This is a genomic window from Roseomonas sp. USHLN139, from assembly GCF_037145735.1.
Lineage (GTDB): Bacteria > Pseudomonadota > Alphaproteobacteria > Acetobacterales > Acetobacteraceae > Pseudoroseomonas.
In genome coordinates, this window is sequence record NZ_JBBCWY010000001.1 from 286,681 (window position 1) to 300,963 (window position 14,283).

The window sequence follows — 14,283 nt, forward strand, 5'->3', positions numbered from 1 at the left end:
TGCTGGGCGAGAAACCTGATATTCAGGCGACAGGCCAGGGGATGGACCAAAAGACCGTGAGCGTGGAAACCGGCGTGGGCGGCGACGACATCGCCAGGCTGTCGCAGCGCGGCTTTCCCACCATCCTGCCGCCCGACACCGCCATCGCCGCCCATATCTGCCGCCAGCTCGGCCAGCATGCCCGGCTGCGCCCGGCCGAGCAGGAGGCGCTGTCGCTGCAGCAGCGGCAATTGCTGCTGACCCATGCGCGGCGGCACTCGGCCTTCTGGCGGGAACGGCTGCCGGAGATCGACCTGCCGCGGCAGCCGGCGCAATGGCAGGCGGTGCCGGTGCTGCGCCGCCCCGCGCTGCAGGCGGCGGGCGAGGCCATCCGCGCCTATGACCCGGCCCGGATGCCGCTCGACATCGGCAAGGCGCATACATCCGGCTCCACCGGCCTGCCGGTCACGGTCGAGCGGCTGAACCCGGTCTACCGGCCGATCTACCGGGCGGTGTCGGCGCTGGAGAAGCGCTGGCACGGCATCGATCCGCGCTCCACCCGCGCGGTGATCCGCGACCTGCCGGAGGGTGAGCACCGGCAGACCGGCCTCGGCCTGGAGACCGGGAGGGTGCTGGTGCGCAGCCCGATGAAGCATGCGCCGGAGGCGCTGCTGGCCTGGCTGCGCGAGGTGGCGCCGGACTCCCTGATCACCCTGCCCAGCGTGGCCGCGCGCCTGGCCCGGCTGGCGATCGCCGAGGGCGGCGGGCCGCGCATCGGCAAGGTGCTGACGGTGGGCGAGGCGGTGCCGCCCGAGACCCGCCAGCTCTGTGCCGAGGCCTTCGGCGCCCGGCTGATCGACCGCTATTCCTGCGAGGAATTCGGCTGGGTGGCGCTGCAATGCCCGAAGCACGACCACCTGCACCTGCTCTCCTCGCTGGTGCATCTGGAGATCGTCGACGGCCAGGGGCGGCCCTGCGCCGTCGGGCAGCCGGGCGAGGTGCTGCTGACCGGGCTGCAGTCCTATGCCGCGCCGCTGATCCGCTATGCCATCGGCGATGTGGCCGAATGGGGGGCGCCCTGCGACTGCGGCATCACCCTGCCGGTGATCCGCCGCATCCTGGGCCGGCGGCGCAACTTCCTGCGCCTGCCGGATGGCAGCGAGCGGCTGGCGCGGCTGGCGGGCCCCCATTGGCACGCCTTCCCAATGGTGCAGGAATTCCGCCTGGTGCAGTACGGCGACGGCGTCATCGAGGCCTTCCTGCGCTGCGCCACGCCGCTGCAGGCGGTGGAGCGGGCGGGCATCACCGACCTGCTGCAGACGGTGCTGGGCCACCCCTTCGACATTCACATCATCGAGACCGACCAAATCGACTGGGGCGGGCGGCCGAAGCGCGAGGATTTCGTGCGGGTCGACAGGCCATGGCCGGGGCGAAGCGCCGCCTAGAGGCGTTGAGCGCCCGTATCCGAAGTGCAGTGCAGAAGGATCTTTCCGCGCTGCAATAAAATATCGGAAAAGCTTCTTTGTTTTGAAAAAATTACGCAAAACGCCGGGGCGATGAAAATAGCCCGGGCGCTGCCGACTCCCGGCGCTGCGTCCTCCCTGAGTTAAGGCCGCCATTTATTAACGGCTTATGGATCGCTGGATGAAGTTGAAGGGCTTTGGAAGCGATTCTCACGATTGCGGCACCGTTACGCCCTGTGTAGTTTCGCCGACGGCCAGCACGGCGCGAGGGGATTTGGGAAATGGGTGCTATCGGTGGCGCAACGCCCGGTAACGATGAGATCCTTGGCGGGGAGGGCAATGACGTAATCAGCGGCTCCCTCGGCAACGATGTCATCAGTGGCGCGGAGGGCTACGACACGGTTGTCTATGACAGCACGAACGTCTCCGGCCTCGCCGCCCTCGTCACCGAGCTCAGCCTGACGATCAACGACGCCCACATCGTGACGCAGGGCGTGACCGTCGAGAAGCTGGGGGCGGGGAACACCCCGCTCGGCACCGACCAGCTCGTCGACATCGAGGCGATTTCGGCCTCGGGCGTCCAGCACGACCTCAAGGTGGAGATGGGGAGCGTGCCGGCCGGCGTGACGCTCTCCACCACGATCGAGCTCGGCGCAACCAGCGGCTATACCGAGGTCGTGTACTCGGTTACCGATGCCGGGATCCCGGTGGATTACAAGAGCCTCGCCGTCTACGGCGTGACCAATGTCGCCGGCACCAGCGTCAATGACACCATCATCGGCGACGCCGGGGCCAATACCCTGCAGGGCAATGCCGGTGACGACGTGCTGTCCGGCGGCGCTGGCGACGACCGGCTGGAGGGCGGCGACGGCAACGACGTGCTGGACGGCGGCAATGGCAACGACACCCTGGACGGTGGCCTCGGCGACGACACCCTCTACGGTGGCCTCGGCGACGACACGTTGCGGGGCGGCGTCGGCAACGACGTGATGTCGGGTGGCCTCGGCAACGACACCTTCCGCGGCCAGATGGGCGGCAACGACACCATCGTCGGCGGCACCATGGCCGGCTTCCTCGATGTCGCTTCCGGCTACGACACCATCGACTACGGCACCGATGGCTCCGGCGACTATACGACCGACGATTTCATTTCCCTCGGCTTCAACAACCAGTCGGGCGTCGCTGTCCTGCAGATCGCGAAGGGCGAGAACCAGGGCGTCGATACCGCGATCGGGATCGAGAAGGTCATTGCCACCGATAACGGCAATGACGTCATCGACGGTCGCACGCTGGATCTGCTGACCGACCTGAGCAGCGTCCCGGTCGGCGCCAGCATGGAGGTCGACCTCGGCTCCGGCACGGTCGCGATCAGCTTCACGAACTTCAACTATGCCGAGCAGTACACCAGCGGCGTGCTGAGGCTGGACGTCGAGAATTTCGAGGCCGTCGAAGGCACGGCCAGGGGCGACACCATCATCGGCGGCAGCAGCGCGGCCGACCTGACGCTGAACGGCAATGGCGGCGACGACGTCCTGCAGGGCGGCCTGGGCAACGACCTCATCGATGGCGGCGCCGGCGATGACGAGCTGCGGGGCGGCCAGGGCAACGACACCTTCACGGGCGGCAGCGGCACCGACACGCTGACCTATAGCGGCGTTACCGGCCCGATCTCGGCCGGCCTGGGCGTCGTCTCCGGCGGCACCACCCTGCAGGTCGAGAAGCAGGACGGCAGCATCGACAACGCCACCGGCGTCGAGACGATCATCGGCACCAACGACGCCCATGACGTCATCAACGGTGCCACGCTCGACGTGCTGAGCGGCGCCGAGGCCAGCCTGAACGTCGACCTGGGCGCCAATTCGGTGGAAGTCCGGTTCGGCAACACCAACTACCCCACCCTGTCCTACACCGTCAGCAGCTTCGAGAATGTCGAGGGCTCGGCGCTGGACGACGTGATCAGCGGCGGCACCGCTTCGGCCAGCCTGACGCTGAACGGCAATGACGGCGATGACACCATCACCGGTGGTGCCAACGACGACAGCATCGACGGCGGCGCCGGCAACGACACGCTGTTCGGTGGTGCCGGCAACGACGTGATCAGCGGCGGTGCCGGCAACGATACGCTGAGCTACGCGAATCTTGGTGCGGGCGCCTCTGTCCTTGTCACGCTGGAGGCCGATACCGGCACGGTGCGCAAGTACGATCAGAACGTGCTCCAGAGCACCGACACCATCGCCGATATCGAGACGGTCATCGGGACCGACGGCAACGATCTCGTCAGTGTGATCGCCGGTTCGCACAAGATCGACGCCGGCGCCGGGAACGACATCCTGGACTACATCAGCGGCGCTACCGGCACCGAAGGTGTCTCCGTCGGCCTGACCGACGTCACCTCCGGCGTCGTTACGCTGACCGTCGAGAAGCCGGGCAGTGAATCCGACACGGTGACCGGCTTCGAGACGATCAACGGCAGCACGGGAACCGGCGACGTCATCGACGGCTCCACGCTCGACACGCTGAGCGGCGCCAATGCCAGCCTGAATGTCGATCTCGGCTCCGGCACGGTCGAGGTCCTCTTCGGCACCTCCGGCTATGGCGGCCTCTCGACCAGCAGCGTGACCTATTCCGTCACCCGCTTCGAGAAGGTCGAGGGCTCGTCGCTGGGCGATACCATCACCGGCGGCACCGCCTCGGCCAGCCTGACGCTGAACGGCAATGACGGCGACGACACCATCACCGGCGGCCAGGCCAGCGACATCATCGATGGCGGTGCCGGCAACGACATGCTGCTCGCCAGCCTCGGTGACGACACGATCAGCGGCGGCAGCGGCAACGACACGCTGAGCTACGCGAATCTTGGCGCGAACAGCTTCATCAGTGCCTCGCTGGGTGGCACCGCCGACACGGTGATGAAGTTCGTGGGTCTGCCCCCGAACGTCAGCACCGATACCATTGCCGATGTCGAGACGATCATCGGCACCGACGGCAACGACCTCTTCAAGGTGACCGCCGGCTCCTACACGCTCGAGGCCGGGGCGGGCGACGACATCCTGAGCTACACCAGCGCCGCCACCGGCAGCGGGGGCGTCTCGCTCGGCCTGGACAACGTCACCTCGGGCGTTGTCACGATGACCGTCGAGAAGTCGGGCAATGATGCCGACAAGGTGAACGGCTTCGAGACGATCCAGGGCAGCATGGGGACCGGCGACGTCATCGACGGCGCCACGCTGGACACGCTGACCGGCGCCGATGCCAGCCTGAACGTCGATCTCGGCACCGGCACGATGCAGGTCCTCTTCGGCACCTCCGGCTATGGCGGCCTCTCGACCAGCAGCGTGAGCTACACGGTCCACGGCTTCGAGGAGGTCAAGGGCTCGAACCTGGCCGACACCATCACCGGCGGGATCAGCACGGACGACCTGACGCTGCTGGGCAATGGCGGCGACGACATCCTGACCGGCGGCGAGGGCAGCGACCTCATCGACGGCGGCAGCGGCAACGACACGATCTATGCCAGCCTCGGCGATGACACGATCAGCGGCGGCAGCGGCAACGACACGCTGAGCTACGCCAGCCTCAACAATGTCGATGACGACTTCCACCTCCACATCGACCTGATCAGCGGCACCGTGCGCAAGCATGGCGACGATGTGAGCGACTACGACAGCATCGATGGTATCGAGAAGATCATCGCGACCGACGGTGACGACCGGATCATCATGGGGAACGGCGCCATCGAGATCGATGGTGGCGAAGGCGTCGACCGCGTCGACTACAGCTCGGCCACCGAGGCGCAGAGCGGGCTGACGATCTCGCTTGACAGCAATATCCCGAGCGACGGCATCGCCGCCGGCCACAAGCTGACCAACATCGAGAACGTCATCGCCGGCGCGGGCGACGACTGGGTGATCGGCGACGTCAGCAACGCTGGCTGGGACGACGGCGTCGACAACAAGCTGGAGGGTCGTGACGGCGACGACATCCTCGATGGCGGCTACGGCGACGACGTGCTGGTCGGCGGCGCCGGCAACGACGTGCTGCTGGGCGGCGCTGGCCGTGACACCGCGGACTTCGGGGATCTCGACGTCGGGGTCGAGGTGCGCCTCGACAAGGGCTATGCCGAGACCCGGGTGACCGGTGACGCCACGGCCGAGCGCGACGAGCTAGTCTCGATCGAGAACGTCAACGGCACCGAGTACGACGACCTCATCATCGGCGACGCGCAGGACAACGAGCTGTACGGCGACGACGGCGACGACAAGATCGAGGGCGGCGCCGGCGCCGACTTCATCGACGGCGGCGAGGGCATCGATACCGCTTCTTACGCCAATGCCACCAGCGGTGTGACCGCGTCGCTGGCGGAAGTCTTCACCGTCTTCTCCCCGCGTCCGTCGATCAACACCGGCGACGCGGCCGGCGACATCTACGTCAGCATCGAGAACCTCGAAGGCTCGAAGTTCGCCGACGCGCTCTACGGCAACTCGGAGAGCAACCACCTCTACGGCCTGGCCGGGAAGGACGCGCTCTACGGCAATGCCGGCGACGACGTGCTGGAAGGCGGCCTGGATGCCGATGCGCTGAACGGCGGCGACGGCCTCGACATCGCCAGCTACGAGAACGCTGCCTCGGCCGTGGAAGCCTCGCTGGTGGCGCGCAAGAACGCGCCGACCACGATCACCACGAACAACGAGGCCTCGGGCGACACCTATGTGTCGATCGAGGGCCTGCGTGGCTCCGTCTACAACGACATCCTGACCGGCAACGACGGCGACAACGTCCTGCAGGGCCTGGCCGGCGACGACCGCATCAATGGCGGCGCGGGCAACGACTACATCGATGGCGGCGAGGGCAACGACACCCTCAACGGTGGCGATGGCAACGACCTGATCATCGGTGGCGCCGGCAATGACACCATTGACGGTGGCACCGGCGACGACGTGATCATCGGTGGTGCCGGCAATGACGCCATCGACGGCGGTGCCGGCGAGGATACGGTCATCTACCTCGACAGCAATGTCGCGATGAACGTCAACCTGCAGACCGGCGTCGCCACCGGTGTCGGCACGCGCGACACGCTGGTTCGTATCGAGAATGTCGTCGGCTCCTATGGCGACGACACCCTGATCGGCGACAGCGGCAACAACAAGCTGTTCGGTGCCGATGGCGACGACCTGATGATCGGCGGCGCCGGCATCGACTTCTTCGACGGTGGCGAGGGGTCCGATACGGTCTCCTATGCCTCCGATACCGCCGGCTTCCAGCTGGACCTGCAGAACCAGAACCTGGCGACCGGCGCGGCGCAGGGCGAGATGCTGACCAGCGTCGAGAACCTGATCGGCGGCTCGGGCAACGACACGCTGCTGGGCGACGGGGCCGACAACAAGCTGCAGGGCGGCGCGGGCGACGACATCCTCGACGGCCGGCTCGGCGTGAACATCCTGGAAGGCGGCGCCGGCAACGACCTGCTCTATGCCGGGCTCGGCCAGAACACGCTGAACGGTGGCGCGGGCAACGACACGGTCGATTACTCGCAGGCCAGTGCCGGTCGCACCATCGACCTGCAGAACGGCATCTCGAACGGCGACACGCTGGTGGCGATCGAGAATGTCAACGGCACCAACTTCGACGACACGATCATCGGTGACCGCTTCAACAACGTCCTTCGCGGTGGCGACGGCAACGATGTCCTGCACGGCAACAAGGGTGACGACACCCTGGATGGCGGCGCGGGCGACAACATCCTGAACGGCGGCACCGGCAACGATCTGGTCAGCTACGCGAACAGCGCGGCCACGCGGGTGACCTTCGTGACCACGGACTCGACCCTCCAGCGCTACGACTCGGCTCCCAACCTCATGGGCACCGACACGCTGATCTCGATCGAGCGGCTGGTCGGGACGAACAACCTGGCAGACGAGATCAACGCGAGCTACGAGACGACGCGCGCCCTCAAAGTCAATCTCACGACGGGCACGCTGGCGCTGACCGGCGCGGCGACTATGTCGGTGACCGGCTTCGAGAACGTCCATGGTGGTGCCCTGGCGGACGAGATCATCGGCAGCGCCGCCAACAACACCCTGCTCGGCGGTGGTGGCAACGATCAGATCAGCGGCCTGGACGGTAACGACTTCCTGCAGGGCCAGGACGGCAACGACGTCCTGCTTGGCGGCGCCGGCAACGACGTCCTGGACGGCGGCCTCGGCAACGACAGCCTGGACGGCGGCGACGGCAATGACATCCTGGCCGGCGGGGCCGGCGACGACGTGCTGTTCGGCGGCGGCGGCGACAACCTGCTCGATGGCGGCGAAGGTATCGACACCGTCGACTACAGCGCCTTCAAGTCGGGTCGCACCGTTGACCTGGCGCTTGGCTTCTCCAGCGGTGGCGGCGTCAACGACACGCTGACCAACATCGAGAACATCAATGCCGGCCGGCGCGACGACATCCTGATCGGCAACAGCGGCGCCAACCGCATCACCGCCGGCTCGGGCAACGACATCATCACCGGTGGCCTCGGCGCCGATGCGCTCTACGGCGAGAAGGGTGACGATATCTTCATCCTCAACTCGGCGGCGGAGTTCGCGGTCGGCGAGATCATCAGCGGCGGCAGCGACTACGACACCATCCGCTTCGCCACCACGACCGCGGAGACCCTGACGCTCACCAGCCTGGTCACCTCGGTCGAGGAGCTGCAGATCTCCGATGCCAACGGCCTGACCACCGGCACGCTGGCGATCAATGTCGATGCCCGCGGCCTGAGCGCCGGCTGGGGCATCAAGCTGGTCGGCAATGACGGTGCCAACGAGCTCTGGGGCAACAATGACGGCGTGAACACGCTGCTCGGCGGCGGCGGCAACGACATCCTGCATGGCGGCGACCTGGCCGACACGCTGAGCGGTGGCGCCGGCAACGACACCCTCTACGGCGGCGCGGGGAACGACATCCTGGCCGGCGGCGAGGGCGCCGACATCCTCGACGGCGGTGACGGTATCGACACGGCCGACTACAGCGGCAGCCAGCTGGCCGTCTCGGTCAACCTGCAGGATCTGGTGCAGGGTATCGGTGGTGCGGAGGGCGACCAGCTCATCAACATCGAGAACGTCATCGGCTCGACCGGCAACGACTTCATCCGCGGCAACTCGGTGGCCAACGTGCTGGTCGGCGGGCTGGGCGATGACGACCTGCAGGGCTTCGCCGGCGACGACATCCTCGAGGGTGGCGTCGGGGCCGATACCCTGACGGGTGGCGACGGCATCGACACCGCGACCTACCGCAACGCCGGTGCCGGCGTGACGGTGGATCTCAGCGTGGCGGTGCGCGAGACCTCCCTGCTGGTCAACACCGGTGAGGCGCGGGGCGACATCTTCTTCCAGGTGGAGAACCTGGAGGGTTCGTCCTACGCCGACATCCTGACCGGCGACTCGGGCTCCAACGTGCTGACGGGCGGGGCCGGCAACGACCAGCTGTTCGGCGGCGGCGGCAACGACCGTCTGGTCGGTGGCACGGGCAGCGACCAGCTGACCGGTGGCACCGGGGCCGATACCTTCGTCTTCACCAAGGGCTCGGGCGCCGACAGCATCCTGGACTTCTCGGCCGCCCAGAACGACAAGGTCGAGTGGACCGGCTTCGGCGCCAGCCTCGACAGCTACGCCGAGGTCTCCGCCCTGTTCCAGCAGAGCGGCGCCAATGTGGTGGTCAATGCCGGCAACGGCGACGTCCTGACCTTCGCGAACATCACCGTCGCGAACCTGACCGCCGATCACTTCCTCTTCGGCCCGGTCTGATACCCCGCACGGCCCTGCGGGGCCGTGACAGCGGGCCGGCGGATCCCCTGGATCCGCCGGCTTTTTTTATGCGCGCTCCCGGCGCATGCTCGACGCCCGCGTCCGGCTCCGGGAGGCCCTGCCCGCCATGCTGCTCCGCTGCGTCCTCTGCGCCACCGCGCATCCGCCTGAGCTTCGCTATGCCTGCGCCGCCTGTGGCGGGTTGCTGGAGGTGGTGGGCGAAAGCGGCCTGGCGCCGCCGCCCGGCGCGCTCGGCATGTGGCGCCAGGCCGACCGGCTCAGCATCGCCGACCCGGCCGCCATCGTCTCGATGGGCGAGGGGGAGACGCCGCTGCTGCGGGCCCGCCGGGTCGAGGCGCAGCTGCCCGGCTTCCAGGGGGAAATCTGGCTGAAGGACGAGACGCGCAATCCCTCCGGCTCCTTCAAGGACCGGCTGGTCAGCGCCGCCCTCTCCAAGGCGATCGAGCTCGGCGCGCGCGGGGTGGTCTGCGCCTCCTCGGGCAATGCCGGGGCCTCGGTCGCCGCCTATGCGGCGCGGGCCGGGATGCCAGCGCTGATCGTGGTGCCGGCGGCGACGCCGGACGGCAAGGTGACGCAGATCGCGGCGCATGGCGCGGTGCTGCTGAAGGTGCCGGGGCATTACAGCCGCGCCTACGACCTGGCCTTGGCGCTGGCGGAGCGCGAGGGCTTCGCCAACCTGACCACCACCTTCCTCAACCCCTATGGCGTCGATGCGCTGAAGCTGGTCGGCGCCGAGATCACCGCGCAGCTCGGCGGCCGCACCCCCAGCCATGTGCTGGTGCCGACCGGCAGCGGCCCGCTGGTCAAGGGCGTCGCCCAGGGCTTCGCCGCGGCGGAACGCCCGCCGCAGCTGGTCGCCGTGCAGGCCGAGGGCTGCGCCCCCATCGTCCGGGCCTTCGAGGCGGGGGCGGCGGCGGTCACCGCCTGGGGCATGCCGACGACCATCGCCTCCGGCATCAGCGACCCGCTGATCGGCTATGAGGGCGATGGCAGCTACACGCTGAAGCTGGTGCGCGACAGCGGCGGGCTGGCGGTCGCGGTGACCGACGGGCAGCTGCGCGACGCCATGGAGACCCTGGCGCAGCAGGAGGGGCTCTATGCCGAGCCGACCGGCGCCAGCCCCGTCGCGGCGCTGAAGAAGCTCTGGGCGGAGGGGCGGCTCGACGCCCGGGCGGTCGCCGTCTGCATGATCACCGGGCATGGCTTCAAGGATATGCGGGTCTGGCAGGCAATGCCGGCGCGCAGCCATCTGGTCGACGATCCGGACGACCTTGCGGCGGTGGCCCGGCTCTGTTCCTCTGCGATCGGGGAACAGGGCCGGGCGAGGGGCTGACGACGAATGCGGATCACCATCCTGGGCGGCGGCGTGATCGGCGTCGCCAGCGCCTATTGGCTGCAGCAGCAGGGCCATCAGGTGACGGTGCTGGAGCGGCGCGAGGGTGCCGGGCTGGAGACCAGCTGGGGCAATGGCGCGATCATCCATGTCAGCTCGGTGCAGCCCTGGGCGGCGCCGGGCGTGCCGATGAAGGTGCTGAAATGGCTGGGGCAGGAGGATGCGCCGATGCTGCTGCGCCCCTCTGCCCTGCCGCGGATGTGGCGCTGGGGCCTGGGCTTCCTGCTGGCCTCCGGCGCCGGGCGGCACAAGGCGGGGGCGCTGTCCAACCTGGAGCTGGCGCTGCTCTCGGCCCGCAGCATGGCCGAGATCCGCGACGCCACCGGCGTGCAGTACGACTATGCCGGGCAATGCGTGATGAAGACCTTCGCCGATGCGGCGACGCTGGAGGCGGCGGCGCTGGCGCATGAGCAGCTCGCCCCCTTCGGCCTGGTGACCGAGCGGCTGGACCGGGCGGCCTGCATCGCGCGCGAGCCGGTGCTGGGCAGCGTCGGTCCCGAGGCGCTGGCCGGCGGCCTCTATTTCCCGCAGGACGAGGTCGGCGACTGCAACAAGTTCAGCCAGGGCCTGGCCGCCTGGTGCGCGGCGCGCGGCGCCGATTTCCGCTTCGGCGTCACCGTGCGCGACCTGGTGCTGCGCGGCGGCCGGGTGGTCGGCGTCGAGACCGACCAGGGTACGGTCGAGGCGGATGCGGTGGTGGTGGCGCTCGGCAGCCACACCCCGGCGATGCTGAGGAAGCACGGGATCGACGTGCCGATCTATCCGGTGAAGGGCCTGTCGGTCACCGCGCCGCGCAGCGTCTGGCCGGAGGGGCCGCGCCACGCCATCCTGGATGATGCGCATAAATTCGCCCTCACCCCGCTGGGCGACCGCTACCGCATCGTCGGCTCGGCCGAGGTGGCGGATTACGACACCACGCCCTCGCCGGCGCGGATCGGCGCGCTGATGCGCAATGTCGGCAGGATGTTCCCGCAGCTGGCCCAGGCGCATGAGGCGCCGGGCGCGGTGCAATGGGCCGGGCTCAGGCCGATGGTGCCGGACGGGCGGCCGCGCATCGGCGCCACGCGCATCCCGGGCCTCTACCTGAACAGCGGGCATGGCCATACCGGCTGGACCATGGCGGCGGGCTCCGGCCGGCGCCTGGCCGAGGTTTTCGCGACGCGCGCCAATGCGCCGGCGGCGGTCGCCTGAGCCACCCTGGCCGGCTTCTTGCTGGCTCGATCAACGGGGTCTGGCGGCGCGCCGAGAACCATGCCTAGCTAAGGTGCATTCCAGGCATGCCCATCAGACATGCCGAGGCAAGCAGGGGGACTGACGGATGGACCAGAACGAGGACAAGGCCAGCCTGGAGCGGCGCGGCCTGTTCGGCATCGGCGCGGCCGGTGCCGCGCTGGGCGGGGCGGCCGCCCTTTTCGCGCCGCGCGGCGCCATGGCGCAGACGGTGACCCGCAGCAAGCTGCAGACCATCAAGGAGCGCGGCAAGCTGATCGTCGGCACCGGCAGCACCAACCCGCCCTGGCACTTCGAGGGCGCCGACGGCAAGCTGCAGGGCATGGATATCGACCTGGCCCGGCTGCTGGCCAAGTCGCTGTTCGACGACCCCAACAAGGTCGAGTTCGTGCTGCAGGGCTCGGATGCCCGCATCCCCTCGCTGATCACCGACAAGGTCGACATCGTCGTCCAGTGGATGACGGTGACGCCGGGCCGCGCGCAGCAGGTGGAATTCACCATCCCCTACTACCGCGAGGGCGTCAGCCTGATGCTGCTGGCGCGCGGCGGCAAGTATGCCAAGTTCGACGAGCTGAAGGCGGCCGGCGCCTCGGTCACCGTCGGCGGCATGCAGAACGTCTTCCTCGAGGAATGGGTGCGCAAGGCGCTGCCGCAGGCCAAGGTCGATGCCTTCGAGAGCCCGGATGCGGTGCTGCAGGCGCTGAACGCGCGGCGCATCGACGCCTATATGGCCGACCAGTCGGCGATGCGCTGGCTGATGCAGCAGGCGCCCGGCCGCTTCGTCGATGCCGGCTATGGCTGGATGCCCAATTCCTATGCATCCGCCGTCAAGCCTGGCGACCCGGTCTGGCTGAACTGGGTCAACACCGTCTACAAGGAGGCGATGATGGGCGTCGATTTCGACTATTTCGCCGCCTCCTACAAGAAGTGGTTCGGCATCGAGCTGCCGACGCCGAAGGTCGGCTTCCCGAGCGAATTCGCCTGATCCGAGCGTCGCGCGGCGGGGAGGTGTCTTCCCGCCGCGGTTCCGCCATCCCGAGCCCCGAGGCGGCATGATCGATTACCATTTCGACTGGAGCGTCATCGCCCGGAACATGGACCGGTTCCTGGCGGCGCTGGGGCTGGGGCTGGGCCTGGCCGTGGTCTCGCTGCTGATCGGCTGCGTGCTGGGGCTGGCCGTCGCCTATGCCCGGATCTCGCCGCGGAAATGGCTGTCCGGGCCGGCCTGGTTCTATGTCGAGCTGATCCGCTGCACGCCGCTGCTGCTGCTGATCTTCTTCATCTATTTCGGCCTGCCGGAATTCGGCATCTACTTCATGGACAAGACCCAGAGTTTCGTCCTCACCCTGTCCCTGTACGCCGCCGCCTATATGAGCGAGGTGTTCCGCTCCGGGCTGGCCTCGATCCCGAAGCAGTATGTCGAGGCGGCCAAGGCGATCGGCCTGCGGCCCTGGCAGCGGCAGCGCTATGTCGTGCTGCCGGTGATGTTCCGCATCACCCTGCCGGCGATCAGCAACAACCTGATCTCGCTGTTCAAGGACACCTCGCTGGCCGCCGCCATCGCGGTGCCCGAGCTGACCTTCCTGGCCCGCCAGGTCAATGCCAACACCTTCCGCGTCATGGAGGTCTGGCTGACCGCCAGCGCGCTCTACCTGACCACCGCCTATCTGCTCGCCACGCTGCTGCGGCTGCTCGAGCGCCGCTACGCCAGCATCCGCTGAAGGAGGGCAGGGCATGGACTTCTCGATGACGCCGGGCACCTTCCTGTTCGAGGCCTGGCAGGCCCGCTTCTCGCTGCTGAACGGGGTGTCGGTGACCATCGCCAGCTCGGCGGTGACCATCCTGCTGGCGACGCTGCTGGGCATCCTGGTCGGCATCACCCTGGCCTATGGCTGGTGGCCGCTGCGGCTGCTGGCGCGGCTCTATGTCGACTTCATGCGCGGCATCCCGGTGCTGGTGCTGATCCTCTTCACCTATTACGGGCTGGCGCTGTTCGGGATTAACGTCCCGGCCTTCTGGGCGGGGGTCATCGCGCTCTCGGCCTTCGCCACGGCGCATGTGGCCGAGAACCTGCGCGGGGCGGTGCAGTCGGTCCCCGCCGGGCAGATGGAGGCGGCCAAGGCCATCGGGCTGCGCTTCGGCCAGCGGCTGCGCTACGTCATCATCCCGCAGGCCTTCCGCCGCATGCTGCCGCCCTGGGTCAACACGGCGCTGGAGGTGGTCAAGGGCACCACCCTGCTCTCGGTGATCGGGGTGGTGGAGCTGCTGCTGGCCAGCCAGCAGGTGATGGCGCGCAACTACCTGATCATCGATTTCTACCTGCTCGCCGGGGCGCTCTACCTGGTGATCAACTTCGCCATCGCGCAGCTCGGCGGCCTGCTGGAGCGGCGCTTTTCCTATCTGCGCTACTGAG

Annotated in this window: 7 protein-coding genes; all 7 read left to right on the forward strand. The window is 68.2% G+C overall.

All coding sequences use genetic code 11. From position 1 onward, the window contains the following. Positions 1-56 precede the first annotated feature (56 nt). Positions 57-1,424, forward strand: coding sequence for a hypothetical protein (locus tag WFI16_RS01330; RefSeq protein ID WP_419895986.1), 1,368 nt, complete (start codon positions 57-59; stop codon positions 1,422-1,424). Between the two features lie 299 nt (positions 1,425-1,723). Further along, positions 1,724-9,226: a hypothetical protein gene (locus WFI16_RS01335; RefSeq protein ID WP_419895987.1), complete on the forward strand. Its 7,503-nt coding sequence runs from the start codon at positions 1,724-1,726 to the stop codon at positions 9,224-9,226. A gap of 127 nt (positions 9,227-9,353) precedes the next feature. Continuing rightward, positions 9,354-10,580 carry a threonine synthase gene (gene thrC / locus WFI16_RS01340; protein ID WP_419895988.1) on the forward strand — a complete coding sequence of 409 codons (1,227 nt, stop codon included), beginning with the start codon at positions 9,354-9,356 and terminating at the stop codon, positions 10,578-10,580. A gap of 6 nt (positions 10,581-10,586) precedes the next feature. After that, positions 10,587-11,831 (forward strand): D-amino acid dehydrogenase, encoded by a 1,245-nt coding sequence (locus WFI16_RS01345; RefSeq protein WP_419895989.1) that lies wholly within the window; start codon positions 10,587-10,589, stop codon positions 11,829-11,831. Between the two features lie 127 nt (positions 11,832-11,958). Next, positions 11,959-12,855, forward strand: coding sequence for a transporter substrate-binding domain-containing protein (locus WFI16_RS01350; protein ID WP_419895990.1), 897 nt, complete (start codon positions 11,959-11,961; stop codon positions 12,853-12,855). Positions 12,856-12,922: 67 nt separating this feature from the next. Next, positions 12,923-13,591, forward strand: a complete 669-nt coding sequence (locus tag WFI16_RS01355; RefSeq protein ID WP_419895991.1) for an amino acid ABC transporter permease — start codon at positions 12,923-12,925, stop codon at positions 13,589-13,591. A gap of 13 nt (positions 13,592-13,604) precedes the next feature. Next, a complete protein-coding gene (locus WFI16_RS01360; RefSeq protein WP_419895992.1) occupies positions 13,605-14,282 on the forward strand; it encodes an amino acid ABC transporter permease in 678 nt (225 codons plus the stop codon). Position 14,283 lies beyond the last annotated feature (1 nt).